Origin of the sequence: Streptomyces sp. NPDC056600, from assembly GCF_042792855.1 — a bacterium.
GTDB lineage: Bacteria > Actinomycetota > Actinomycetes > Streptomycetales > Streptomycetaceae > Streptomyces.
Genome location: NZ_JBHTVQ010000026.1, coordinates 12,193 through 36,572 on the forward strand (window position 1 = coordinate 12,193; position 24,380 = coordinate 36,572).

General features: G+C 74.0%; 25 protein-coding genes. 13 read left to right on the plus strand and 12 right to left on the minus strand.

Annotated elements, in window-relative coordinates; translation table 11 throughout:
* Positions 1 to 8: 8 nt before the first annotated feature.
* Positions 9 to 728, plus strand: a complete 720-nt coding sequence (locus ACFRAV_RS15450) for a futalosine hydrolase (RefSeq protein ID WP_382555514.1) — start codon at positions 9 to 11, stop codon at positions 726 to 728.
* Entirely contained in the window at positions 725 to 1,663 is a 939-nt protein-coding gene (locus tag ACFRAV_RS15455; protein ID WP_382555516.1) for a 1,4-dihydroxy-6-naphthoate synthase, read from the plus strand. The genes ACFRAV_RS15450 and ACFRAV_RS15455 overlap by 4 nt, the downstream gene beginning before the upstream one ends.
* A 59-nt stretch (positions 1,664 to 1,722) precedes the next feature.
* Here the strand turns inward: ACFRAV_RS15455 and ACFRAV_RS15460 are convergent, their stop codons facing one another.
* Complete coding sequence (locus tag ACFRAV_RS15460) at positions 1,723 to 2,106, minus strand: cold-shock protein (RefSeq protein ID WP_351113040.1); 384 nt, start codon at positions 2,104 to 2,106, stop codon at positions 1,723 to 1,725.
* A gap of 136 nt (positions 2,107 to 2,242) precedes the next feature.
* On the opposite strand from ACFRAV_RS15460, the gene ACFRAV_RS15465 reads away from it, so the two are divergent.
* Positions 2,243 to 2,542 carry a hypothetical protein gene (locus ACFRAV_RS15465; RefSeq protein ID WP_351113041.1) on the plus strand — a complete coding sequence of 100 codons (300 nt, stop codon included), beginning with the start codon at positions 2,243 to 2,245 and terminating at the stop codon, positions 2,540 to 2,542.
* Here ACFRAV_RS15465 and ACFRAV_RS15470 read toward each other — a convergent pair.
* On the minus strand, positions 2,503 to 3,225 hold the full coding sequence (locus ACFRAV_RS15470; protein ID WP_382555520.1) for an HAD family hydrolase: 723 nt from the start codon (positions 3,223 to 3,225) through the stop codon (positions 2,503 to 2,505). The genes ACFRAV_RS15465 and ACFRAV_RS15470 overlap by 40 nt on opposite strands.
* Between ACFRAV_RS15470 and ACFRAV_RS15475 the strand changes: the two genes are divergently transcribed.
* Together ACFRAV_RS15475 and thpR are read left to right on the plus strand one after the other, a co-directional pair.
* Entirely contained in the window at positions 3,211 to 6,447 is a 3,237-nt protein-coding gene (locus ACFRAV_RS15475; RefSeq protein WP_382555523.1) for a sacsin N-terminal ATP-binding-like domain-containing protein, read from the plus strand. The two genes, ACFRAV_RS15470 and ACFRAV_RS15475, sit on opposite strands and share 15 nt — an antisense overlap.
* A gap of 78 nt (positions 6,448 to 6,525) precedes the next feature.
* The gene (gene thpR / locus ACFRAV_RS15480) at positions 6,526 to 7,107 is read left to right on the plus strand and encodes an RNA 2',3'-cyclic phosphodiesterase (protein WP_382555526.1); all 582 of its coding nucleotides are present in this window, start codon (positions 6,526 to 6,528) and stop codon (positions 7,105 to 7,107) included.
* Between the two features lie 242 nt (positions 7,108 to 7,349).
* Here the strand turns inward: thpR and ACFRAV_RS15485 are convergent, their stop codons facing one another.
* The 5 genes from ACFRAV_RS15485 to ACFRAV_RS15505 form a co-directional block, all read right to left on the minus strand.
* Positions 7,350 to 8,348 (minus strand): aldo/keto reductase, encoded by a 999-nt coding sequence (locus tag ACFRAV_RS15485; protein ID WP_382555529.1) that lies wholly within the window; start codon positions 8,346 to 8,348, stop codon positions 7,350 to 7,352.
* 160 nt (positions 8,349 to 8,508) lie between these two features.
* Complete coding sequence (locus ACFRAV_RS15490) at positions 8,509 to 8,667, minus strand: hypothetical protein (RefSeq protein ID WP_382555531.1); 159 nt, start codon at positions 8,665 to 8,667, stop codon at positions 8,509 to 8,511.
* Positions 8,668 to 8,768: 101 nt separating this feature from the next.
* Entirely contained in the window at positions 8,769 to 8,933 is a 165-nt protein-coding gene (locus ACFRAV_RS15495) for a hypothetical protein (RefSeq protein ID WP_382555534.1), read from the minus strand.
* A gap of 7 nt (positions 8,934 to 8,940) precedes the next feature.
* Complete coding sequence (locus ACFRAV_RS15500) at positions 8,941 to 9,522, minus strand: Uma2 family endonuclease (RefSeq protein ID WP_382555536.1); 582 nt, start codon at positions 9,520 to 9,522, stop codon at positions 8,941 to 8,943.
* 89 nt (positions 9,523 to 9,611) lie between these two features.
* Positions 9,612 to 10,304, minus strand: a complete 693-nt coding sequence (locus ACFRAV_RS15505; protein WP_382555539.1) for a GDSL-type esterase/lipase family protein — start codon at positions 10,302 to 10,304, stop codon at positions 9,612 to 9,614.
* A 62-nt stretch (positions 10,305 to 10,366) separates the two neighbouring features.
* Here ACFRAV_RS15505 and ACFRAV_RS15510 point away from each other — a divergent pair, with 62 nt between their 5' ends.
* Entirely contained in the window at positions 10,367 to 11,401 is a 1,035-nt protein-coding gene (locus tag ACFRAV_RS15510) for a WD40 repeat domain-containing protein (protein ID WP_382555643.1), read from the plus strand.
* A 295-nt stretch (positions 11,402 to 11,696) separates the two neighbouring features.
* On the opposite strand, the gene ACFRAV_RS15515 is transcribed toward ACFRAV_RS15510, so the two are convergent.
* Together ACFRAV_RS15515 and ACFRAV_RS15520 are read right to left on the minus strand one after the other, a co-directional pair.
* Positions 11,697 to 13,076: an MFS transporter gene (locus tag ACFRAV_RS15515; protein WP_382555542.1), complete on the minus strand. Its 1,380-nt coding sequence runs from the start codon at positions 13,074 to 13,076 to the stop codon at positions 11,697 to 11,699.
* Between the two features lie 44 nt (positions 13,077 to 13,120).
* Positions 13,121 to 13,561: a MarR family winged helix-turn-helix transcriptional regulator gene (locus ACFRAV_RS15520; RefSeq protein WP_382555545.1), complete on the minus strand. Its 441-nt coding sequence runs from the start codon at positions 13,559 to 13,561 to the stop codon at positions 13,121 to 13,123.
* A 142-nt stretch (positions 13,562 to 13,703) separates the two neighbouring features.
* Here ACFRAV_RS15520 and ACFRAV_RS15525 point away from each other — a divergent pair, with 142 nt between their 5' ends.
* Positions 13,704 to 13,931 carry a hypothetical protein gene (locus tag ACFRAV_RS15525; protein ID WP_382555547.1) on the plus strand — a complete coding sequence of 76 codons (228 nt, stop codon included), beginning with the start codon at positions 13,704 to 13,706 and terminating at the stop codon, positions 13,929 to 13,931.
* Positions 13,932 to 13,960: 29 nt separating this feature from the next.
* On the opposite strand, the gene ACFRAV_RS15530 is transcribed toward ACFRAV_RS15525, so the two are convergent.
* Positions 13,961 to 15,412, minus strand: coding sequence for an NCS2 family permease (locus ACFRAV_RS15530; protein ID WP_382555548.1), 1,452 nt, complete (start codon positions 15,410 to 15,412; stop codon positions 13,961 to 13,963).
* Between the two features lie 205 nt (positions 15,413 to 15,617).
* Here ACFRAV_RS15530 and ACFRAV_RS15535 point away from each other — a divergent pair, with 205 nt between their 5' ends.
* Entirely contained in the window at positions 15,618 to 15,881 is a 264-nt protein-coding gene (locus ACFRAV_RS15535) for a DUF2530 domain-containing protein (protein WP_382555551.1), read from the plus strand.
* A 200-nt stretch (positions 15,882 to 16,081) separates the two neighbouring features.
* Here ACFRAV_RS15535 and serC read toward each other — a convergent pair whose 3' ends face one another.
* Positions 16,082 to 17,200 carry a phosphoserine transaminase gene (gene serC, locus ACFRAV_RS15540; RefSeq protein ID WP_382555553.1) on the minus strand — a complete coding sequence of 373 codons (1,119 nt, stop codon included), beginning with the start codon at positions 17,198 to 17,200 and terminating at the stop codon, positions 16,082 to 16,084.
* 96 nt (positions 17,201 to 17,296) lie between these two features.
* Between serC and ACFRAV_RS15545 the strand changes: the two genes are divergently transcribed.
* Together ACFRAV_RS15545 and ACFRAV_RS15550 are read left to right on the plus strand one after the other, a co-directional pair.
* Positions 17,297 to 20,374, plus strand: a complete 3,078-nt coding sequence (locus ACFRAV_RS15545) for an FAD-binding and (Fe-S)-binding domain-containing protein (RefSeq protein WP_382555554.1) — start codon at positions 17,297 to 17,299, stop codon at positions 20,372 to 20,374.
* Positions 20,375 to 20,488: 114 nt separating this feature from the next.
* The gene (locus ACFRAV_RS15550) at positions 20,489 to 21,526 is read left to right on the plus strand and encodes a DMT family transporter (protein WP_382555557.1); all 1,038 of its coding nucleotides are present in this window, start codon (positions 20,489 to 20,491) and stop codon (positions 21,524 to 21,526) included.
* On the opposite strand, the gene ACFRAV_RS15555 is transcribed toward ACFRAV_RS15550, so the two are convergent.
* A complete protein-coding gene (locus ACFRAV_RS15555) occupies positions 21,478 to 21,753 on the minus strand; it encodes a hypothetical protein (RefSeq protein WP_382555559.1) in 276 nt (91 codons plus the stop codon). The genes ACFRAV_RS15550 and ACFRAV_RS15555 overlap by 49 nt on opposite strands.
* An 82-nt stretch (positions 21,754 to 21,835) precedes the next feature.
* Between ACFRAV_RS15555 and ACFRAV_RS15560 the strand changes: the two genes are divergently transcribed.
* The 3 genes from ACFRAV_RS15560 to ACFRAV_RS15570 all read left to right on the plus strand — a co-directional run bounded on the left by ACFRAV_RS15560 (position 21,836) and on the right by ACFRAV_RS15570 (position 24,353).
* A complete protein-coding gene (locus tag ACFRAV_RS15560) occupies positions 21,836 to 22,864 on the plus strand; it encodes a hypothetical protein (RefSeq protein ID WP_382555561.1) in 1,029 nt (342 codons plus the stop codon).
* A gap of 83 nt (positions 22,865 to 22,947) precedes the next feature.
* The gene (locus ACFRAV_RS15565; RefSeq protein ID WP_382555562.1) at positions 22,948 to 23,445 is read left to right on the plus strand and encodes a GNAT family N-acetyltransferase; all 498 of its coding nucleotides are present in this window, start codon (positions 22,948 to 22,950) and stop codon (positions 23,443 to 23,445) included.
* Positions 23,446 to 23,558: 113 nt separating this feature from the next.
* Entirely contained in the window at positions 23,559 to 24,353 is a 795-nt protein-coding gene (locus tag ACFRAV_RS15570; protein WP_382555565.1) for a TIGR03084 family metal-binding protein, read from the plus strand.
* Positions 24,354 to 24,380: the final 27 nt, after the last annotated feature.

Below are 24,380 nucleotides of genomic sequence, written 5' to 3' on the forward strand. Positions count from 1 at the left end.
TGCCCGGCATGACCCGCGTACTGGTGGCCACCGCCGTCCCCGCCGAAGGGGACGCGGTGGCCCGCGCGTTCGGCCCCGTCGCCGCTGAGGCGGCGCTGCCCGGCGGCCTGCTGGTGCGCGGACTCCCGGACGGCCCCGACCTCCTCGCGGCCGGCGTCGGCCCCGCGCTCGCCGCCGCGTCCACCGCCACCGCGCTCACCGCCGCCGCCCTGCGCGGCGAGCCCTACCGCCTGGTCGTCTCGGCCGGCATCGGCGGCGGCTTCGCGCCCGCCGCGCCCGTCGGCTCGCTGGTGGTGGCCGACGAGATCACCGCCGCCGACCTGGGCGCCGAGACCGCCGACGGCTTCCTGCCGGTCACCGAGCTCGGCTTCGGCGCCGTCACGCACCGCCCGCCCGCCGACCTGGTCCGCGCCGCCGCCGAGGCCACCGGAGCGGCCACCGGCCCGGTCCTCACCGCCTCCACCGTCACCGGCACAGCAGGGCGCGCCGCGCTGCTGCTCTCCCGTCACCCCGGCGCGCTCGCCGAGGCGATGGAGGGCTTCGGCGTCGCCGAGGCGGCCGCCGCGCACGGCGTCCCCGTGCTGGAGATCCGGGCCGTCTCCAACCCGGTCGGCCCCCGCGACCGCGCCGCCTGGCGGATCCCCGAGGCGCTGGCCGCCCTCACCGCCGCCTTCGAGGGGCTCGCCCCCGTCCTGAGGCGCTTCAGCACCGAGAGAGTGGAGCCATGAGCGACACGCCGAAGCACACCCCCGCCGCCGTCGTCACCCCTGCCGCCGTCGCGCAGACCGAGCACGCCGCCGCGCAGGCCGGGCACGCCGCCGCGCTGCGCATCGCCTACTCGCCCTGCCCGAACGACACCTTCGTCTTCGAGGCGTGGGCCCACGGCCGGATCCCCGGCGCGCCCGTCCTCGACGTCACCTTCGCCGACATCGACATCACCAACGGCATGGCCGAGCGCGGCGAGTTCGACGTGCTGAAGGTGTCGTACGCGGTGCTGCCGTACGTGCTGGACGAGTACGCGCTGCTGCCCTGCGGCGGCGCGCTGGGCCGCGGCTGCGGCCCTCTGGTGCTCACCCGGGACGCCGTCGCCCCCGGCGACCTGGCCGGGCGCACCGTCGCCGTGCCGAGCGAGCGCTCCACCGCCTACCTGCTGTTCCGGCTGTGGGCGGCGGCCGAGGTGCCCGGCGGCGTCGGCGAGATCGTGGTCATGCCGTTCCACGAGATCATGCCCGCGGTCCGCGACGGCAGGGTGGACGCCGGCCTGGTCATCCACGAGGCGCGCTTCACCTACCAGGACTACGGCCTGACCAAACTGGCCGACATGGGCGAGCACTGGGAGGCCACCACCGGGCTGGCGATCCCGCTCGGCGCGATCATCGCCAAGCGCTCCCTGGGCGAGGACACGCTGAACCGGCTGGCCGACGCGGCCCGCGCCTCGGTGCGCGCCGCCTGGGCGGTGCCCGAGGCGACGCGCCCGTACGTGATGGAGCACGCGCAGGAGATGGACCCGGCCGTCGCCGACCAGCACATCGCCCTGTACGTCAACGAGTTCACCGCGGACCTCGGCGAGGAGGGCCTGGCGGCGATCCGCGGCCTGCTGGACCGCGCCGCGGACCAGGGCCTCGTCCCGGCGCTGAAGCCGGACGCGCTCGCCTTCCCGTGACCGTGTTCCCGTGACCGTGCCCCCTGGGCGTCCGGTCGCCGGCGACCGGACGTCGGCGACTAGACGTCCAGGTCGTCGGCGACCGCCCGCAGCAGGGTGGCGACCTTCTTGCCGACCGCCTTGTCGGGGTAGCGGCCCCGGTCCAGGCCGGCCACCATGCCCTCCAGCAGCGTGGTCAGGTCCTGGACGATGGACGCCAGCTCGGCCGGCTTGCGCCGCTGCGCCGCGGCCACCGAGGGGGCCGGCTCCAGCAGGGTCACGGCGAGCGCCTGCTCGCCGCGCTGACCCGCCACCACGCCGAACTCGACCCGCTGACCGGGCTTGAGGGCCTCGACGCCGGCGGGCAGGACCGAGGAGTGGACGAAGACGTCACCGCCGTCGTCGCGGGAGAGGAAGCCGAAGCCCTTCTCCTTGTTGAACCATTTGACCTGGCCGGTAGGCACGTCCGTCGTCCTCGTCCTCGTGCTGGTTGCGGTGATGGCGGCCGTCGATATCGGCCGGTTTACAGGCTAATGGGCCCACACCGGGCGACAAGACGTCCCCCGGCCGTTTCCCCTGGCTGGGAACTACCCTGGTCGGGTGCGTGAACAAACACCGTTGAACACCGGCGACCGCCTGGTCCGTGCCGGAGGGATCGTCTTCGTCGTCGGCGCCGTGGCCACCCTGGTCACCGTGGCGCCGCTCCTGCTGGGCACCACGCCGTTCCCCGTCTACATGTTCTGCCTGAGCATGCTGATGGGCGTGGGCTTCCTGATCGCCGCCGCGGGCGTGCTGACGTCCGCCGCGGCCGGACGCCGCGAGGCGCGAGAGGCCCAGGAGGCCCGGGCGGCGGCCGCCGCTCAGGCGGCCTCGGGCTCCGGCGTGGGCGCCGAGAGGTAGCCCGCCAGCCACCCCGGGAACTCCGAGAGGTCTGCCAGCACCACGTCGGCGCCCGCCTCGCGGAGCTCCTCCGCCGGGCAGGGACCGCTCGCCACGCCGACGGACAGCGCGCCCGCGCGCCGCGCGCCGAGCACGTCCCCGACGTGGTCGCCCACGTACACGTCCGCCTCCTGGGCCCGCAGCGCCTCCGCCTTGGCCTCCGCCCACAGGCCGCCGATCACGGCGTCGGCGTCGATGCCGAGGTGCGCCAGGTGCAGCTTCGCGTTCGGCTCGTACTTCGCGGTCACCACGACCGCCCGGCCGCCCGCCGCGCGCACCGCGTCCACCGCCTCCCGGGCCCCGGGCATGGCGGTCGTCGGCGCGACGGCGAAACGCGGGTACAGCTCCCGGTACACGTCGGCGATCTCCGCGACGCGCTCCTCGGGGAACCAGTGCGCCAGCTCCGTCTCCAGCGGCGGGCCCAGCCGGGTGACGGCCAGATCGGCGTCGACGAACGTGCCGGTCAGCGCCGAGAGCTCCGTGTAGCAGGCGTGGATGCCCGGGCGGGAGTCGATCAGGGTCATGTCGAGGTCGAAGCCGACCGTCGGCGTCCTCGGGGACGCCGGGGCCGTCCGGGAGGTCGGGGTCGTCGGTCCTGTCCGGGGCGTCTGGCTCGTGTTCACCCCGCCATGGTGCCTGCTCATGGTGACCGTGAGGTGAACGGGCTCACCTCGTGGACGGATCGTGGACGCCCCCGCCGTGGCGTTAGCCGCCTTCACGTGAACGTGACGAGCACCGACCCCGGCGCCCCGGACCCCGCCCCGGACCTCTTCGGCACGGCGCCCCTGCGCCGCGCCGTCCTGGACACCTGGACCACAGCCCCGCCCCGCTTCCGTGAGGACGCCAACGCCGAGGAGGACCTCGTCCTCGGCGGGTACCGCGACCGCCTGGTCGTCGAGCTCGCCCAGAACGCCGCCGACGCGGCCGCCCGCGCCGGCGTCCCGGGCCGCCTGCGCCTCACCCTGCGCGACGGCGTCCTGGTCGCCGCGAACACCGGCGCCCCGCTCGACGCGGCCGGAGTGGAGTCGCTGTCCACCCTGCGCGCCTCCGCCAAACGCGACACGGACACCGCCGTCGGCCGCTTCGGCGTCGGCTTCGCCGCCGTCCTCGCCGTCACCGACGAGCCCGCCGTCGTCTCCCGCCACGGCGGCGTCCGCTGGTCCCTCGCCGAGTCCCGCGACCTCGCCGCCGCCGAGGCCGAGGCCAAGGGCAGCGCGGGCCTCGCCGAGGAGATCCGCCGCCGCGACGGCCACGTCCCGGTGCTGCGCCTGCCCTTCCCCGCCGAGGGCACCGCGCCCGCCCCGTACGACACCGCCGTCATCCTCCCGCTGCGCGACACCGCCGCCGAGGCGCTCGCCGCCCGGCTGCTGGACGCCGTGGACGACGCCCTGCTGCTGGCCCTGCCGGGCCTGGCCGAGGTCGTCGTGGAGAGCGACGACGGGCCCGAGCGCGTGCTGCGCCGCCGCGACGAGGGCGACGAGGTCGTGGTCGAGGACTCCCGGACCGGGACGACCCGCTGGCGCACCGCCGCCGACCACGGCGCACTCGACGCCCGGCTCCTCGCCGACCGCCCCGTGGAGGAGCGCCTGCGCCCGCACTGGTCGGTGACCTGGGCCGTCCCCGTCGACGACGCCGGAGCGCCCGGCCGTCCCCGCACCAGCCCCGTGCTGCACGCGCCGACCCCCAGCGACGAGCCGGTCGGCGTGCCCGCCCTGCTGATCGCCACCTTCCCGCTGGACACCACCCGCCGGCACGTCGCGCCCGGAGCGCTCACCGACTTCCTGGTGGAGCGCGCCGCCGCCCTCTACACCGCGCTGCTGTCCGCCTGGCGGCCGGTCGGCGAGGGCCTGATCTCCCTGGTCCCCGGCCCGCTCGGCAAGGGCGAACTGGACGGCGCCCTGCGTGCGGCCGTCCTCGACCGGCTGCCCCGCACCGCCTTCCTGCCCCCGGCCCTCCCGCCACGCGGCGACGGCTCGGACAGCGACCTGCCCGAGGCGCTGCGGCCGCGCGACGCCGAGGTCGTCGAGGGTGCCGGCGCCGGCACCGTCAAGGTCCTCGCCGAGGTGCTGCCCACCCTGCTCCCCGCCGGGCTGGAACGCCGCACCGAGCTGCGCTCCCTCGGCGTCGCCCGGCTCCCGCTGACCGAGGCGATCGACCGGCTGGCCGGGCTGGAGAAGTCCGCCGAGTGGTGGCACAGGCTCTACGACAGCCTGCTGGGCGTCGACCCCGACCGGCTGACCGGCCTGCCCGTCCCGCTCGCCGGGGGAGGCCGCACCGTTATCGGCCCGCGCCAGGTGCTGCTGCCCACCGCCGACGGGCCGTCGGCCGACCCGGAGCTGCTCGCCCGCCTCGGTCTCAAGGTCGCCCACCCCGACGCCGCGCACCCCCTGCTGGAGAAGCTGGGCGCGCTGCCCGCGACCGCCCGCGCCGTCCTCACCACGGGCCAGGTCCGCGCCGCCGTCGCCGCCTCGCTCGAGGACGAGGGCGCCGGCTGGGACGAGAACGCGCTGGACGCCGACGAACTCGCCGACCTGGTCCTCTCGCTGGTGCGCGACGCGAACCTGGAACCGGGCGACGAGCCCTGGCTGGGGGCGCTGGCCCTGCCCGACGAGGAGGGCGAACTCGCGCCCGCCGGTGAACTGCTCTTCCCCGGCAGCGCGTTCGCCCGCGTCGTGCGCGAGGGCGAACTGCTCGCGGTGGACGAGGAGATCGCCGAGCGCTGGGGCGAGGAGACCCTCGCCGCCTGCGGCGTGCTGGCCGGCTTCACCCTGGTCCGCGCCACCGACGTCGTCCTGGACCCGGACGAACTGGAGCCCCGCGACTCGGAGTTCGCCGAGCCCGACGACGCCGGGCTGCTGGACGCGGTCGACGTCTGGTGCGAGGACGTCCTGGACCGCTTCCCCGGCACGCCCGTTCCGCCGGTCGCCACCGAACTGGTCGCCGTCCGCGACCTGGAACTGGTCGACGACGACCACTGGCCCGAGGCGCTGGCGATGCTCTCCCGCCCGCCGCTGCGGGACGCCCTCGTCCAGCCGGTGCGGGTGCTGATGCCCGACGGCACCCACGAGACCGTCCGCCCGTACACCGCCTGGTGGCTGCGCGGCCACCCGGTGCTGGACGGCCGCCGCCCGGCCGGACTGCTCGCGGCCGGCGGCGACCCCCTGCTGCGCGGCCTCTACGACGAGGCGGACGCCACCGGCTTCGACGACGTCCAGGTGCTGCGCGCCCTGGGCGTGCGCACCTCGGTGGCAGCGCTGCTCGACGAGCCGGGCGGGCCGGCCGAGCTCCTGGACCGCCTCGCCGACCAGGACCGCACCGTCACCCCCGCCCAGCTGCACGGCCTGTACAGCGCGCTCGCCGAGCTCGACCCCGAGCGGGTCGGGCTGCTGCCCGACGAGGTGCGCGCGGTGGTGGACGGCCGCGCGGAGATCGTCGACTCCGCCTACGCCGTGGTGGTGGACACCCCCGACCTGCTGCCGCTCATCGAGGGGACGCCGCTGCTGCCGGTGCGCCCGGAACTCGCCGCCGAGCTGGCGGAGCTCTTCCAGATCCGCCGCCTCAGCGAGACCGTGCCCGGGACGGTCGTCTCGCAGGGCGTCGAGCACGAGGTGCCGCAGGCGGTGCGGGTGCTGCTGGGGCCCGCCGCCCCGGAGACGTACGTGGAGCACGAGGAGCTGGTGGTCGACGGGACCGAGCTGGACTGGCGGCTCGCCGTGGACGGCACGGTGCACGCGGCCACGCTGGAGGGCGTGGCCGCCGGGCTCGCCTGGGCCGCCCGCCAGTGGCCCCGCCGCTTCGAGGTTGCCGCCCTCCTCGAGGACCCCTCGCGCACCGCGGAACTCGCCACCGCGCGCTGGTTCGACTGACCCGGGGCGCGGACGCCATCCGCTGGTCCTCCGCCAGGCGGATGGCGTCCGGGCCCCCGGGGCCGTCACCCTGGGGGCATGCGCCTCTTCGCCGCCGTGCTGCCCCCGGACGACGTGATCCAGGACCTCGCGGACGCCGTGGCCCCGCTGCGCGGGCTCCCCGCCGGGCAGCGGCTGCGCTGGACCGCGCCCGCGAACTGGCACCTGACCCTCGCCTTCTACGGCGAGGTCGACGAGGAGCGGCTGCCCGCCCTGCGCGAGCGGCTGGCCCGTGCCGCCGCCCACACCGCGCCGTTCGCGCTGAGCCTGGCCGGGGCCGGCCAGTTCGGCCGGGGGCGCGCGCTGTGGGCCGGGGTCCAGGGCGACGTGCGGGACCTGGGCTTCCTGGCCTCACGCGCCGAGGCCGCCGCCCGCAGGGCCGGGCTGCGCCTGGAGGAGCACCGCCGCTACCGGCCGCACCTCTCGCTGGCCCGCTCCGGCCGCGGCGCCGCGCCCCCGGACGTCCGGCCGGTCCTGGAGGCCCTGGACGGCTACCGCGGCCGCTCCTGGCCGGTGGAGGAGCTGGCCCTGGTCCACAGCCGGCTGCCGCGCTCCGGGATCCCCGGCGAGCAGCCCCGCTACGAGACGGCCGCCCGCTGGCGGCTCGGAGTCTCCGGTTAACCTCGAAGGCGTGGATACCAAGACCCGGAACCGGATCATGGCCGGTGTGCTCGTCCTGATGTTCGTCGCCGTCGCCCTGGCCTCGGCCATCGGCCGGTAGTCCGGCCGACGGCGCGAGAGCCCGGCGGCGCGAGAGCCCGACGTCGCTACGGCCTGACGGCGGACGCGACGGCCCGAGGGCAGACGCGACGGGGCGAGGCGCCCGCCCACGCCCCGCGGGCGAACGCCTCACCGCGAGGGGTCTACCAGGCGAACGCCTCCGGCGACGGGCCCGGACCGGGGAAGATCTCCTCCAGCCCGGTCAGCACCTCCTCGCTCAGCTCCAGCTCGAGCGCGCGCAGCGCGGACTCAAGCTGCTCGACGGTGCGCGGGCCGACGATCGGCCCGGTGACGCCCGGCCGGGTCAGCAGCCACGCCAGCGCGGCCTCGCCCGGCTCGATGCCGTGCTTGTCCAGCAGGTCCTCGTAGGCCTGCACCTGCTCGCGCACGGCGGTGTTGGCCAGCGCGTCCGCGGACCGCCCGCTCGCCCGCCGCTTGCCCTCGTTCTCCTTCTTCAGCACGCCGCCCAGCAGACCGCCGTGCAGCGGCGACCAGGGGATCACGCCCAGCCCGTAGTCGCGGGCGGCCGGGATGACCTCCATCTCCGCGCGCCGCTCGGCCAGGTTGTACAGGCACTGCTCGCTGACCAGGCCGATGGTGGTGCCGCCGCCGCGGCGGGTGGCGACCTCGTTGGCCTGGGCGATCTTGAAGCCGGGGAAGTTGGAGGACCCGGCGTAGAGGATCTTGCCCTGCTGGACGAGGACGTCCACCGCCTGCCAGATCTCCTCGAACGGGGTCCGGCGGTCGATGTGGTGGAACTGGTACAGGTCGATGTAGTCCGTGTTCAGCCGCTTGAGGCTGGCCTCCACGGCGCGCCGGATGTTCAGCGCGGAGAGCCGGTCGTGGTTGGGCCAGGGCTTCTCGTCGGCGCTCATGTTGCCGTACACCTTGGTGGCCAGCACCACCTTGTCGCGGCGCTCACCGCCCTTGGCGAACCAGCTGCCGATGATCGACTCGGTGCGGCCCTTGTTCTCGCCCCACCCGTACACGTTGGCCGTGTCGAAGAAGTTCAGGCCCGCGTCGAGGGCGGCGTCCATGATCGTGTGGCTGTCGGCCTCGTCGGTCTGCGGACCGAAGTTCATGGTTCCGAGGACGAGCCGGCTGACCTTGAGACCCGTGCGTCCCAGTTGTGTGTACTTCATGGTCCCCAGCCAACGCCCTGACGGCCCGCCGGGCAAGAGGGACTCGAGTCAGTCGGTGGGGAAGTCCTCACGAGGGACTCCGTTGGATGCCCGGTGCGCTTGTCTCGCGGGGCCCAGCGCTTCCAGGACCAGACCCCGGCCCTCTTCCCGCGGTCCGTCGCTACTGGCGCGCGCTGACGGAGGCCGCGTTCGGGTTGGTGAAGACGTTCAGCTCGGCCTGGCTGCCGTAGAGGGCGAGCAGAGGCTCATGCCGGTACAGCATCCCGAAGTTCGGCGAGGACTTCGCCAACTCGTTCAGGCGGCGGAGTTGTTCGTCCATGCGTGCGCGTCCCCCGGACTCGACATGACCGGTGCTGGTCGCAGCGAACGCTCAGCCTAATCCCGTCCGGCCGACTGGTCTTGGGATCATCGCGAAAGGGCCTACGGGAACGCCGAAGAGATGTTCCGCAGACGGGTGCCTTGCAGGTCGCCGAAGATCCGGGTGTCGGCGCTGTCGAGCGTCAGGTCGATGCGGTCAAGACCTACAGCTGGAGTCTCCTGGCCGACGCCTTGAAGAAGCGTTGGCAAGAGGGACTCGGCGGTCACCCTGCCGTCACTCCACCGGGAAGTCCTTGGTGGGGAGGACGAGGCCCAGGGAGGTGGAGGAGAGATCGACGTCACCGCCGAAGGCGACGGTCAGTTCGGTCATGTAGATCCCCTCCTTGGGGTCGGTGTAGGCGTGGCACCGGCGCTGGTAGGGGTCGGCGATGACGTACACCGGTACCTCGGCCTGCGCGTAGGCGCTCTTCTTCGGCTCGTAGTCGTTGCGTGCCGTCCCGCGGGAGATCACCTCGGCGACGAACTCGACGTCCTGGTACCGCCAGCGCTCCCCGGGGCCGGGCTGGGCGCCGTCCCGGAGCATCGCGACGTCCGGGCAGAAGCCGTTGAGGTGGCCCGGAAAGTCGATGCGCACATCGGAGAGGACGAGGACGTCCATACCGAAGGCGTCCTCCAGGACACGGAGGATCCTGCGGATGATCTCGAAGTGGATGCGCAGCTGCGGCGACTTGTGGATGACTCCCCCGACGATCTCAGCCTTGTAGCCCGCGGGGGCGGCCATCTCATCGAACAGGGTGTCGAGCGCCTGTTCGTCGATGGTGGCCATTTCGATCCCATCTTCCAGGAGGACGGTCATCGTGGCGCTCCTTCCCCGGCCGCCCTCGGCCGAGTCCGGCCGGACGGTTCAACGATAGGAGGAGCGGCCGGTGACGCGCGGAGATCCGGTCAGGGGAACGAAGGTTCGTACCGCTCCCCGTATCCCCACTCCTCGTGCATCACGTCCGCGAACGTCGCCGCCAGCTTGTGTTCGCCGGAGGCGTTGGGGTGGGTGCCGTCGTAGGTGTCGTGGTCGATGTCCCAGCCGGGCGGCACGGGTGCGAGGAGGACGGGGGAGTGGTCGGTGTGCAGGGCGGCGGTCTCCTGGGCGAGGAGCTCGTTGAAGCGGGTCACCTCGGCGGCGAAGTCCTCGTCCTTGGCGGCGCGCACGTTGGGGATGACCGGCAGCATGACCATCCGCACCGCGGGCCGGACCTCGCGGGCGTTGATCACGAAGCGGCGCACGTTGTCGGCGGTCTGCCGGGCGTTGGTGTAGAAGCCCAGGTCGATCAGGCCGAGGGAGATGAGCAGCACGTCGGCGCGGTGCGCGCGGACCTCCTCGCCGATCAGCGGCATCATGTGCTGCCAGCCCTCGCCCCAGCCGGCCAGGTGCGCGCGGGGGAACGCCGGGTCGACGTCGGCGGCGTACTCGTGGGAGTCGGGGCCGTCGGTGGCAGGGTCGTGCAGCGCCTCACGGGGACCGACGATCCCGAACGGGGCGTCGAGGGTGGCCCGCAGGTGCTGCCAGAGGCGGTAGCGCCAGGTGTGTTCCCCCGCGCTGCCGATCGTCATGGAGTCCCCGACGGGCATGAACCTGAGCATGCCGATCATGATGCCCCGTTCCCGGCCCGCGACGCGACGTGAGGGGGGACACTGGGCCCATGCTGCGTCGATCGCTCGCGACCCTCGCCGGGGCGGTGCTCCTGGCCGCCGCCGGCTGTGCCGTCTCCGCCGCCCCCGCCGCCGCCGAGGAGGGGGACGGGAGCTTCACGCTGGCGGATCCGCGGATCACCGAGTCGAGCGGTCTGGCCGCCTCGCGCCGGCACCCAGGGATCTACTGGACGCACAACGACAGCGAGGACGGCTCCCGGGTGTTCGCCGTCGACGGCCGCACCGGGCGGACCGTGGCCACCGTGACCCTGTCGGGGGTCGGGCAGGCGCGGGACATCGAGGCCGTGTCGGTGGGTCCGGACGGGCGGGTGTACGTCGGGGACATCGGCGACAACTTCGACGGCGGCTGGGACCACGTCTGGATCTACGCCTTCCCCGAGCCGGCGCGGCTGCGGGACGCCACCGTGTCGGCCACCCAGTACGTGGTGAGGTACGAGGGAGGTGCGCGGGACGCCGAGTCGCTGGCCGTGCACCCGAAGACCGGACGGGTCTACATCGTCGACAAGCGCAAGGGCGGCGACGGGCACGTCCTGGCCGGGCCGAAGCGGCTGTCGGCGACCGGTGTGAACGTCTTCCGGCCGGTGGCCGGCATCGACGTCTGGGCGACGGACGCGGCCTTCTCCCCGGACGGGTCCCAGCTGGCGGTGCGGGGCTACCTGGACGGCGTGCTGCTGGACTGGAACGGCGGCCGGCCGAAGGAGCGGCAGCGGCTGTCCCCGCCGTTCCAGGGACAGGGGGAGTCGCTGACGTACAGCGCGGACGGGCGGCTGCTGCTGTTCGGCAGCGAGGGCGAGGGCAGCCGGGTGGTCGCCAAGCCGGCCCCCGAGGGCGCCGCGGTCGAGAAACCCGAGCGGTCCGCACGCCCCGGGGACACCTCGTCGTCCTCCCGCCCACCGGCGGCGGGCCCGCCCGCGGAGGCCTCCGGGGGCGACGGCGGCAACGGGGGGAGCGTCGGCCTCGGCGGGGTGGCGCTGATCGCCGTGATCGTCGGCCTGTGGGCCGCCGCCCGCCACCGCCGCGCGGACTGACCTCCGCCGGGGTGGACCGGCTTCCACCGTGGGCCGGTCTCCGCGGAGTGGATCGACGTCCGCGGGGCGGGTTGGCCTCCGCCGGGGGACCGGTCTCCGTGGGGCGGACCGGTCTTCGCCCCGCCGGAGGGCGATCACGGGCGGCGGCGCGGAGCCGGAGGCTTCCGGGCCCGGTCCACCGCCCGCGGGTCGGCACCGTCTACGCGTCGGTACCCGCAACGGCGAAGGGGCGGGGGCCGGAGTTTCCCGGCGCCCGCCCCTTCCTCGATCCCGTGCCGTCCTCGGACCGCCCCCGTCAGCTCGCGGTGACCAGCTCCCGTTCGCGCGGGACGACCCGCACCGTGGGGTGCGCGCCCTGCCAGCCGACGGCGAGGCGCAGGCGGCCCAGCCGGGCCAGGGCCACGCCCACCGCGACGGCGGACAGCGTGGCGACCGCGCCGCAGGCCGCGAAGCCCGCCCGCGCCCCGTACACGTCCGTCGCCCAGCCGGCGAGCGGCGCCCCGATCGGCGTGCTGCCCATGAAGACCATCATGTAGAGCGACATCACCCGCCCCCGCATCGCGGGCTCGGTGGCCATCTGCACGCCCGTGTTGGCGGTGACGTTGAGCGTCATGCTGAACGCCCCGATCGGCACGAGCAGCGCCGAGAAGAGCCACAGCCCGGGGCTGAGCGCCGCCGCGACCTCCAGCAGGCCGAAGGCGAGCGCCGCCCCGATCAGCAGCCGCAGCCGCGCCCGGGCGCGCCGGGCGGCCAGCAGCGCGCCGGCCAGCGAGCCGACGGCGATCAGGATGTTGAAGAACGAGTAGCCCGCCGCCCCGGTGTCGAAGACGTCGTAGGCGAAGGCGGACAGCACCACCGGGAAGTTGAAGCCGAAGGCCCCGACGAAGCCGATCAGGACGATCGTCCAGTACAGGTGCGGACGCCCGGACACGTAGCGGATGCCCTCCCGCAGCTGCCCCTTGGCGCGCGGCGCGCGATCCACCGGGTGCAGCTCGCACGTCCGCATCAGCGTCAGACAGGCGAGGGGGGCGGCGAAGGAGAGCCCGTTGATCAGGAAGGCCCAGCCCGTGCCCATGCCGGTGATCAGCACGCCGGCCACGGCGGGACCGATCAGGCGGGCGGTCTGGAAGTTGGCGGAGTTGAGGCCGACCGCGTTCTGCAGCTGCCCCGGTCCGACCATCTCGGAGACGAAGGTCTGGCGCGCCGGGTTGTCGACGACGGTGGCCATGCCGACCAGCAGGGCGGCGACGTAGACGTGCCACACCTCGACGTGCCCGCTCAGGTCGAGCGCGGCCAGCGCGAGGCCGGTGACGGCCATCGAGGACTGGGTGACCAGCAGGGTGGGCCGCTTGGGCAGCCGGTCCACCAGCAGCCCGCCGTACAGCCCGAGCAGCAGCATCGGCAGGAACTGCAGCGCCGTGGTGACGCCGACGGCGGTGGACGAGCCGGTGAGGCTGAGCACCAGCCAGTCCTGGGCGATCCGCTGCATCCAGGTGCCGATGTTGGAGACGACCTGGCCGGCGAAGAAGAGCCGGTAGTTCCTGATCCTGAGGGAACTGAACATCGAGCCCTTGCGGCGGGGCTCACCGCCGCCGGGGACGGCGGCGGGGGTGGTGCGGGGGGTCGGTGGTTCGAACGGTGCGGGGGCGGAGTCTGCTCCGGATCCCGAACTCAAAAAGGTTCGCCTCCTTCTGGCGTCCAGTCCTTCTGGCGTTCAGCTCACAGGTGGGCGAGCTTCTCCAGCACCGGCGCGGCGGCCCGGATCTTCGCCCACTCCTCCTCGTCGAGTCCCCCTTCGACCAGCGCGGCGAGGAACGCGTTCCTCCTGCGGCGGCTCTCCTCGAGCATCGCCTCGGCCGCGTCGGTCTGGGAGACGACCTTCTGCCGGCGGTCCTCCGGATGCGGCTCCAGGCGGACCAGTCCCTTGGCCTCGAGCAGGGCCACGATGCGGGTCATGGACGGCGGCTGCACGTGCTCCTTGCGGGCCAGCTCACCAGGGGTGGCACGGCCGCAGCGGGCGAGGGTGCCGAGCACCGACATCTCGGTGGGGCTCAGCGACTCGTCCACCCGCTGGTGCTTGAGTCGGCGGGCCAGGCGCATCACTGCGGAGCGCAGGTCGTTCACGGCGTCCGCGTCGTCGCCGTGGTGGAGGTCCAGCATGTCCTTAGAGTAACTCATTACCCTCTCTAAATAACAATGACAGGGCCTCATGCGTGCAGGAGGGTGGGCGAGATCACCCGAAGGAGTGATCCGGCCGAAGGAAACGGGACTGTTTCCGCCCTCCGGCGCGACCCTCATGCCCATGCAGATGACGCAGACGACGGGACACACCGACACCGGTGTGCTCAGCCTGCGCGTCGACGGGGACCTGCTCGACCGTCTCCGCAGGCACGCGGCGAGAAGCGGGATGAGCGTCCAGGACTACGTGGTCCGGACGCTGCTGAGGGACGACTTCGACCAGCGGTTCAGGGCCGCGGTCGAGGAGACGGAGAAGCACTACGGCCCCGCGCACGGGAGCGCGGGGCCGTAGTGGGCGGGGGCGGCGGCGCCCCCGGGGGATCAGGCGAGGCCGAGGGCCGGCATCAGGTAGTAGAAGACGAAGACCGCGGCCACCGCCCACATCGCCGCCGGGACGCCCTTGGCACGGCCGGTCACCAGGCGCAGCACCGCGTAGGTGATGAAGCCCAGGCCGATGCCCGTGGTGATGGAGAAGGTGAACGGCATCGTCAGCATCGTGACGAAGGCCGGGACGGCGATCGACCAGTCGTTCCAGTCGATCTCCTTGATGTTGCCCGCGAGGATCAGGAAGCCGACCGCGACCAGCGCCGGGGTGGCCGCCTGCGACGGCACCATGGTGGCGACCGGGGTCAGGAACAGCGCGAGCGTGAACAGCAGGCCGGTGACGACGTTGGAGAGGCCCGTGCGGGCGCCCTCGCCGACGCCGGCGGTGGACTCCACGAAGCAGGTGGTGGCCGAGGACGAGCTCGCGCCGCCGGCGGCGACCGCGATGCCGTCGATGAACAGCACCTTGTTCATGCCGGGCATCTGGCCCTGGGCGTCGGTCAGCTTCGCCTCGTCGCTGATGCCCATGATCGTGCCCATGGCGTCGAAGAAGCAGGACAGCAGGACGGTGAAGACGAACAGCACGCCGGTCAGCACGCCGACCTTCTCGAAGCCGCCGAACAGGCTGACCTGGCCGATCAGGCCGAAGTCGGGGGCCGCGAAGGGGTTGCCGGGCCACTCGGGTGTGGTCAGGCCCCAGCTCTGCACGTCGGCGACCGCGTTGATCACCACGGCGACGACGGTCATCGCGACGATCGAGATCAGGATGGCGCCGGGCACCTTGCGGATCATCAGCGCGAAGGTGAGCAGCACGCCCAGCACGAAGACCAGGACCGGCCAGCCGAGGAGCTGGTTGCCGACGCCCAGCTGGAGCGGAACGGTGGTGTGGGCGGCGTCCGGGATGCGGGTGACGAAGCCGGAGTCGACCAGACCGATCAGCAGCACGAACAGGCCGATGCCGATGGCGATCGCCTTGCGGATGCCGAACGGCACCGCGTTCATCACGCGTTCCCGCAGACCGGTGGCGACCAGCAGCATCACCACGAAGCCGGCCAGCACGACCATGCCCATCGCGTCGGCCCACGACATGCGCGGGGCGAGCTGGAGCGCGACGACGGTGTTGACGCCGAGACCCGCCGCCAGCGCGATGGGCACGTTGCCGATGACGCCCATGAGGAGCGTCGCGAAGGCGGCGGAGATCGCGGTGGCGGTGACCAGCTGGGCGTTGTCGAGCTGGTTCCCGTACATGTCCTTCGCGCTGCCCAGGATGATCGGGTTCAGCACGATGATGTACGCCATCGCGAAGAAGGTGGCGAAACCGCCGCGGACCTCGCGGGACAGCGTGCTGCCGCGCTCGGAGATCTTGAAGTAGCGGTCGAGGGCGCCGAACTGGGGCCGGCGGCCCGGCTGCTCGGGCGCGGGAGCCTTGGCGGTGGCCGAGGAGGACATACGGGACCTCAGGAGTACGGGGGTCGGGGGGTCCGCCCGGCGGTTCTCGCGGACTCTCGTTGATTCCTACGAATGGATCCAGCCAGGCGGTGTCTCCACCAGTATGAACATATAAACCTCGCGTTAGCGAATCTCTGCGGGTCGATGTGACGAGGGTCTGAAGAGGGGGCGAGGGCGGCTGCGAGGAGCCTCGTAGACTGAGGTCATGGCGAAGTGGACCCCCAAGCACGAGGCGCCGGAGCCCCTGGAGGGGCCCGTTGTCGCCACCATCACCGGCGGCACGATCCTGTGGTTCGTCCTCTTCCTCGTTCAACTCCCCTTCTACGGCTGGTTCGACGAGAACGGGCACGCGTGGTGGGTGTGGACCTGCCTGGCCGGCGGAGGGCTCGGGCTGATCGGTGTCTGGTACGTGCGCAAGCGGGACGCGGCGATCAGGCGGGCCGCCGCCGACCACCTCACCACCACGTGAGCTGTTTCACGCCACCTCCCTCACCCTCCGGCCCGCTCCCCACCCCCGCAACCGCGGGGGTGTTCCTTTGCCGCCACCCGGCGTAACGGCGCTGCCCGCGAGGTCCGCGAGGTCCGCGCGCGCCGTCACCGTGCGGGCGGTCCGGGGAACGCGAAACGCCGCGTTCCGGGGAACGCGGCGTCTCGGGGGTGCGGGGAGGGTCAGAGGTGGTCGATGACGTGGTCGACGCAGGCGGTGAGCGCCGCGACGTCCGCGGGGTCGATCGCCGGGAACATCGCGACCCGCAGCTGGTTGCGCCCCAGCTTCCGGTACGGCTCCGTGTCCACGATCCCGTTCGCCCGCAGCACCTTCGCCACCGCCGCCGCGTCGATCTCCTCGGCGAAGTCGATCGTGCCGATGACCTGCGACCGCTTCGCCGCGTCGGCGACGAACGGCGTCGCGTACTTGGAGGCCTCGGCCCACCCGTACAGGTTCCGCGCGGACTCCGCCGTGCGGGAGACCGCCCAGTCCAGGCCGCCCTGGCCGTTGATCCACTCCAGCTGCTCGTTCAGCAGGAACAGCGTCGACAGCGCGGGCGTGTTGTAGGTCTGGTTCTTGAGCGAGTTGTCGATCGCCGTCGGCAGCGAGAAGAACTCGGGGATGTGACGGCCGGAGGCGTGGATCCGCGCGGCGCGCTCGAGCGCGGCCGGGGAGAACACGCCGATCCACAGACCGCCGTCCGAGGCGAAGGACTTCTGCGGGGCGAAGTAGTAGACGTCCGTCTCGGAGACGTCCACCGGCAGACCGCCCGCGCCGCTGGTCGCGTCGACCAGCACCAGCGCGCCCTCGTCCGCGCCGGCCACCCGGCGGATCGGCATGGCGACACCGGTGGAGGTCTCGTTGTGGGTGAAGGCGTAGACGTCGACGCCCGCCTCGGCCTTGGCCTCGGGGTGGTCGCCCGGCTCCGCGGAGACCAGCGTCGGGTCGCCCAGCCACGGGGCGAGCTTGGAGGCCTTGGCGAACTTCGAGGAGAACTCGCCGAAGGTGAGGTGCTGGGAGCGGTTCTCGATCAGACCGTGCGTCGCGACGTCCCAGAACGCGGTGGATCCGCCGTTGCCCAGGATCACCTCGTAGCCCTCGGGCAGGGAGAACAGCTCGCGGATGCCCTCCCGCACCTTGCCGACCAGGTTCTTGACCGGGGCCTGACGGTGCGACGTGCCGAGCAGAGACGTGCCGGTCGCGGCGAGGGCTTCCAGCGCCTCCGTCCGCACCTTGGAGGGGCCAGCGCCGAATCGTCCGTCGGCGGGCTTGATGTCAGCGGGAATCTGGATCTCAGCCACGAGCGCGAGCGTAGTCCCTTCGGGAAACCCGTACGAAACGTGGTCCGGCCGCTGAGACGACGTGTCCGGCGGCCTCCCGCCGGGGATCCTCGGGAGATGCACGAGTTCGAGCCGCGCTCGCCGTCCCAGTCGCCCCAGTCGCCCCAGCCGTCTGCGCCGTCTGCGCCGTCTCCGCCGTCCCAGTCGTCCAAGCCGTCCCCGCTGGAGACCGCCCTGCGCCGGGCGGTGCGCGGTGAGGTCGCGTTCGACGCGACCGCCCGCGCGCTGACCACCATGGACGCGTCCAACTACCGCCGGGTGCCGCTGGGCGTGGTCGCGCCCCGGGACGCCGACGACGTGGCGGCGGCGCTGGAGGTCTGCCGCGAGCACGGCGTGCCGGTGGTCCCGCGCGGCGGCGGCACCTCGATCGCGGGGCAGGCCACCGGCACCGGCGTCGTGCTCGACCTCACCCGGCACATGAACCGCCTGGTGTCCCTGGACGCCGAGGCCCGTACCGCCGTCGTCCAGCCGGGCCTGGTGCTGGACCGGCTTCAGGAGGCGGCCGCGCCGCACGGCCTGCGGTTCGGGCCCGACCCGTCGACCCACGGCCGGTGCACGCTCGGCGGGATGATCGGCAACAACTCCTGCGGCTCCCACTCGGTGGCCTGGGGGACCACCGCGGACAACGTGGAGTCGCTGGAGGTGCTGGCCGCGCGCGGCACGCGTCTCGTGCTCGGCCGCGGCGGCCGGGGCGCGCCGGACGGGCTGCGCGACCTGGTCGGCGGCGAACTGAAGCTGCTGCGCACCGGGTTCGCGCGGGACCTGCCGCGCCGGATCTCCGGCTACGCGCTGGACGCGCTGCTGCCCGAGCGCGGGGTGGACGTGGCGCGGTCGTTCTGCGGCTCCGAGGGCACCCTCGGGGTGCTCACCGAGGCGACGGTGCGCCTGGTGGAGTCGCCGCCCGCCCGCGCCCTCGCGGTGCTCGGGTACGCCGACGAGTCCGCCGCCGCGCAGGCCGCGCCGGGACTGCTGCCGCACCGTCCGCTGACCGTGGAGGGCATGGCGACCGACCTGGTGCCGTCCGCGGAGGGACTGCCCCGCGGCGGCGCCTGGCTGTTCGTGGAGACCGGCGGGGCCAACGGCGTCGAGGCCCGGGCGCGCGCCGAGCGGATCGTGCGGACCGCCGACGCGCTGGACGCGCTGGTGGTCACCGACCCGGCCGCCCAGCGGGTGCTGTGGCGCGTCCGCGAGGACGCGAGCGGCACGGCGACCCGGATGCCGGACGGCACCGAGGCCTGGCCCGGCTGGGAGGACTGCGCGGTGCCGCCCGCCCGGCTGGGCGCCTACCTGCGCGACTTCCGGCGGCTGACCGTCGAGCACGGCCTGCGCGGCGTCCCCTACGGCCACTTCGGCGACGGGTGCGTCCACGTCCGCATCGACTTCGACCTGCTGACCGGCCCCGGTATCGCGCGCTACCGCCGCTTCTCGCAGGAGCTGGCCGACCTGGTGGTGGCGCACGGCGGCTCGCTGTCGGGGGAGCACGGCGACGGGATGGCGCGGGCGGAGCTGCTGGAGCGGATGTACGGGGCGGAGGCGGTGCGCCTCTTCGAGCGGGTCAAGGACCTCTGGGACCCCGACGGCCTGCTCAACCCCGGCGTCCTGGTCCGGCCCGAACCGCTCGACGCCCACCTGCGGTTCGCCGCGCTGCCCCGGGAGCCGGTCGACGTGGAGTTCGGCTACCCGGCCGACAACGGCGACTTCCGGGCCGCGGTCCGCCGCTGCGTGGGCGTCGCCAAGTGCCGCACGACGACGGTGACCGGGAGCGAGGTGATGTGCCCCTCCTTCCGGGCGACCGGCGAGGAGGCGCACTCCACCCGGGGCCGTGCGCGGCTGCTCCACGAGATGCTGGCCGGCGAGGTGATCACCGACGGGTGGCGCTCGGAGGAGGTCCGCGACGCGCTGGACCTCTGCCTGTCCTGCAAGGGCTGCCGCACGGACTGCCCGGTGGGCGTCGACATGGCCACCTACAAGGCGGAGTTCCTGCACCACCACTACGCGGGGCGGCGCCGGCCGGCCGCGCACTACGGGATGGGGTGGCTGCCGGTGTGGCTGCGGGCGCTCGCCCGCACCCGGTTGCCCGGGATCGTCAACGCGCTGGCCTCGGTGCGGCCGCTCGCCGCGGTGGCCAAGCGGCTGGCGGGGGTCGCCCCGCAGCGGCCGCTGCCGCGCCTCGCCCGCGAGACGTTCACCCGTGGGTGGGAACGGCGTCCGCGCTCGGGTGTTCACCCGCGGGAGGGGCGTGCGGCGGAGTCCGCCGGTGTCGACCCGCTGGAGTCGCGCGCTGCGGGGTCCGCCGGTGTCGACCCACCGGAATCGCGGACGGTGGTGCTCTGGCCGGACACCTTCACGGAGTACCTGTCGCCGTCCGTCGGCCGGTCCGCCGTCCGGGTGCTGGAGGCCGCCGGGCTGACGGTGACGCCGCCCCCGGTGCTCCGGCCGGGCGGCCCGCGGATCGCCGACGGCCGCACCGGGGGAGTGCGCGGCGCGCTGTCCGTCCTGGCCTCCGCCGTCCGCCGCCGGGGCCGGGTCTGCTGCGGCCTCACCTATGTCTCCACCGGCCAGCTCGACCGTGCCAGGGCGGTGCTGCGCCGGACGCTGGACCTGATGGCACCGGTGCTCGACGCGGGCCTGCCGGTCGTCGTCCTGGAGCCGAGCTGCGCGGCGGCGCTGCGGGGCGACCTGCCCGAGCTGCTGGGCGACGACCCGCGCGCGGCGCGGCTGGCGGGCGCGGTGGTCACCTTCGCGGAGGCTCTGGAGCGGCACGCGCCCGACTGGACGCCGCCCCGCCTCGACCGCCCGGTGGCCGGCCAGACCCACTGCCACCAGCACGCCGTCCTCGGCGACGCCGCCGAACGCCGGCTGCGCGAGGCGGCCGGTCTCACCGGCGACCTCTCCGGCGGCTGCTGCGGCCTGGCCGGCGACTTCGGCTTCACGCGCGGCCACCACGAGGTGTCCGTCGCCTGCGCCGAGGAGCAGCTGCTGCCCGCCGTCCACGCCGCGGGGGAGGAGGCGGAGCTGCTCGCCGACGGCTGGTCCTGCCGCACCCAGCTCGACCACCTCGCGGGCCGGCGTGCCCGTCACCTGGCGGAGGTGCTGGCGGAGGCGTTGGACGAGGACCGGCCCGGTAAGGACTGAACCCGCTTTACGCGGATGACGGCCCGCCCGTAACCTCGTGCTGGTCCCGAAGGGACCCTTTCGCCCCCCTCGCACCCCGCGTACTTCTCGCACCCCTCGCACCAGGACGGCACCGTGAACGCACCCCGCACCGACCGGCCCCTCGCGGGCGCCACGGCCTCCGGCGCCGGCGAGGCCCCCGTGCCCGCCGCCGGTTCCGCCGTCGGGTCCGCCGCAGGTTCCGCCGCCGGGTCGCGGAGGGCGCTCGGCCCCGTCGGCCTGGTGATGGGCGGAGTCGTCTCCGTGCAGTTCGGCAGCGCGCTGGCCGTGAACCTGATGGACCGCACCAGCGCGCTGGGCGTGGTCGCGATCCGCCTGGTGGTCGCGGCGGCGCTGCTCCTGGTCTTCTGCCGTCCCCGGCTGCGGGGTCACTCCCGCGCCGACTGGGGCACGGTGATCGCCTTCGCGGGGACGCTGGCCGGCATGAACGGCCTCTTCTACCAGGCCGCCGACCGGATCCCGCTGGGCCCGGCGGTCACCCTGGAAGTGCTGGGGCCGCTGGCCCTGTCGGTGATCGCCTCGCGGCGGGTGGTGAGCCTGCTGTGGGCCGGCCTGGCGCTGGCCGGCGTCTTCCTGCTCGGCGGCGGCGACTTCTCCGGCCTCGACCCGGCGGGCGTGGCGTACGCCCTCGGCGCGGGGGCGATGTGGGCGGGCTACATCGTCTTCAGCGCCCGCACCGGCCGCCGCTTCCCGCAGGCCGACGGCCTGGCCATCGCGATGGGCCTCGCCGCGCTGCTGATCCTCCCGCTGGGCATCGGTTCGGCGGGCGCCGAACTCCTCGACCCGGTGACGGTCGGCCTCGGCGCGGGCGTCGCGGTGCTGTCGTCCGTCCTCCCGTACACCCTCGAACTGATCGCCCTGCGCTCGCTCCCGGCCGCCGCGTTCTCCATCCTGATGAGCCTGGAACCCGCGGTGGCCGCCCTGGCCGGCTTCCTGATCCTCCACCAGACCCTCGGCGCCGCCCAGGCGGCGGCCATCGGCCTGGTCGTCGCCGCGAGTATGGGCGCCGTCCGCACCCAGGTCGGCGCGGTGCGGGTCACGAAGGGGGAGCCCGACGGGAAGTCTCAGGACGGCGCGTTGGACCAGCCGCGGGTGGACAGGACCAGCCGGTAGCCGTCCGGGTCCTCGACCGTGACGCCGCACTCGTGGCGCCAGAGTTCCGCCAGGCCGAGGCCGTCGAGCCGGAAGCGGGCGACGGCGTCCGGATCACCGGTCGGGCGGGCGATGCGCAGGGGCGCGGAGGCGTCGGCGGGCAGGCGGTGAGCGTACGAAGTGGGGCCGCTCGCCGCATCGGTGAAAGGACCTGGGGCTGGGGGCGGACACCTGCCCAGCGCCTGCATGAGGGCACAGGGCGTGACCCGGACGGGTGAGACCGGTCGGACTCAGGATCCAGGGGGCGGGCGGGGCGTTAGCTTCCCGGGCATGGGATCACGTGCGCATCCCCGGGTCCGCGAGGCCGGCCGGTGGGAGCGGTACTACACGCAGTGGGGCGCCTCGGGGCTGGCCCTGGACCTGCTGCCCGGACCGCTTCCGGCGTTGCGACACGCACGCGCGCAAGAGCCGTCGTCCGACTGGTGGCACGACCCGCTCTGGCTGGAGGGATGCGCGCTGATCGACGTCGACCGGCGGGTGCTGTCCTTCGAGGCGCCCTGCGCGGACGCCTCCTACCGTGCCGCGCTGCTCGCCGTCCTCGCCGAGACCTGGGCGGGGTGGGGCGTGGAGTGGGCGTACGACGGGCCGGTGGGACTGGCCGCGCGGACCGGGGCCGACCTGCGGGAAGGGCTGATGGGTGGCTCCCCCCTCCGGCCTACCGGGGCGGACGGGGAGTTCGACCCGGACACCGTGTTCAGCGTGGCCGACGAGGACTCCGTGCGGGTCGGCGGGCTCGCCGTGGAACCTGCCGAGTGGCTGCTCTGCCAGGGTCCCGCCCTGTTGGACCGGGATCCGGACCTTCTGCGGCCCGTCGAGTCGTGGAAGCGCCGCCCTCGGCACGGCCTGCACATCGACCGGGAGCGGCGCACCGGCGGTCTGTGGACCTCCACGCACCTGACCTGGGTCAGTGCGGACAGTCTTCCCGGAGGCCTGCCCCGGTGGCCGGGCTGGACGTGGGAGTTCTGGGGCGACGACGCGGGGCGGCACGAGACGTGCCTGACCGGCCGCGACCCGGCCCGCACCCTGGGGCTGCCCGCGCCGGATCCCCTGGCCGGGCTGCGTCGGCTCTCCGCCGATTTCGCCGAGCACCAGCAGGTGGACGGCGCCACCCAGTTGATCGCGATGCTGCTGTCGGTCACCGAGACGCTCCGCGGCGGCGTCGCCCAGGCGGGCGGCAGCACGGAAACGGTTGTCGACAACGCGACGCGGCACCGGCCCGACGACCTCGCACAGGCGGAACGGACACAGGTGTACGCGGCCATGGACCGGGTGGAGCGTCGCCTGCGCGGTCATCGCTGAGCGTCGTGCGGGAAGGGGATTCGTCCTGTGACAGCGTCGAAAAGGCTTGGAGCGCGGGACGGGGCCCTGCCTAGGGTGCGCGCATGAGTGAGCAGCGCATGGACGAGCGGCAGTTGCGGCTGGAGCCGGTCACGCCGGACAACCTCGACACCGCGATCGGTATCGAAGTGGCCCCCGAGCAGAGCCGGTTCGTCACGCCGGTGGTCAAGTCGCTGGCGCAGGCGTACGTGTACCCGGAGGCCGCCTGGCCGCGGCTGATCCGCGACGGGGACCGGGCCGTCGGATTCCTGATGGCGTTCCTCGACATCGACTGGCGCGGCGACGGCAGCCGCAGCGACGTGCGGTCCGGGTTGTGGCGGCTGAATATCGCGGCGGACGAACAGCGGCGCGGGTACGGCGCGTTCGCGGTGCGGGCGGTGGCGGAGGAGATCCGGCGCCGGGGTGGGTCGCGGTTCTACGTGACCTGGGAGCAGGGGGAGGACGGGCCGGAGGAGTTCTACCTGCGGCTGGGCTTCCGGAAGACGGGGGAGCTCTCCGGGGAACAGATCGTCGGCGTGCTGGACCTCGGCGAGGCCGGGTGATCGGTGTGGGGAAAAAATCAAGCAAGCACGCTTGATTGATTCCCGTCCCGCTGCCATGCTCCGAGGCGCACCACCCCGCACACCGCCGTGCCCGGAGGGAGCAGGACGCCACGATGGACGATCCGACGACGTCGGTGATCGACGACATGCGTGAGGAGTCGGCCGAACTCGACGCCTTGGTGGCCGGGTTGAGCGACGACCGGTGGGCGGCGCCCACGCCCGCGCCGGGCTGGAGCGTCGCGCACCAGATCGCCCACCTGGCGTGGACCGACCGGGCCGCCCTGGCCGCGATCGGTGACAAGGAGGCGTTCGACGCCGAGGTCCAGCAGGCCCTCGCGGACACCGACGGTTACATGGACGCGCAGGCCGCGCTGGGTGCGAGCAGGCCGCCCGCGCAGGTGCTGGCGGCCTGGCGGGAGAGCCGTGCCGCGCTGGAGGCGGCGCTGCGTGAGGTGCCGCGGGGGACGAAGATCCCCTGGTTCGGGCCGCCCATGTCCGCCGCCTCCATGGCCACCGCCCGGCTGATGGAGACCTGGGCGCACGGCCAGGACGTCGCCGACGCCCTCGGCGTCGAGCGGCGGCCCACCCGCCGGCTGCGGCACATCGCCCGGCTGGGCGCGCGCACCCGGGACTTCGCGTTCCTGATGAACGGGCTGCCGGTGCCCCGGGAGGAGTTCCGGCTGGAGCTGGAGTTCCCCGACGGCGAGGTGTGGACCTCCGGGCCCGAGGACGCCGCGCAGCGGGTCACCGGATCGGGGCCGGACTTCTGCCGCCTGGTGACGCAGCGCGCGCACCGCGCCGACCTGGACCTGCGCGCCGACGGCCCGGACGCCGACCGCTGGCTGGACGTCGCCCAGTGCTTCGCCGGGCCCCCCGGCGGCGGCCGCGAGCCGAAGGAGCGCGCGTGACGACCACCCCGCCGCCGCCCACCGCGC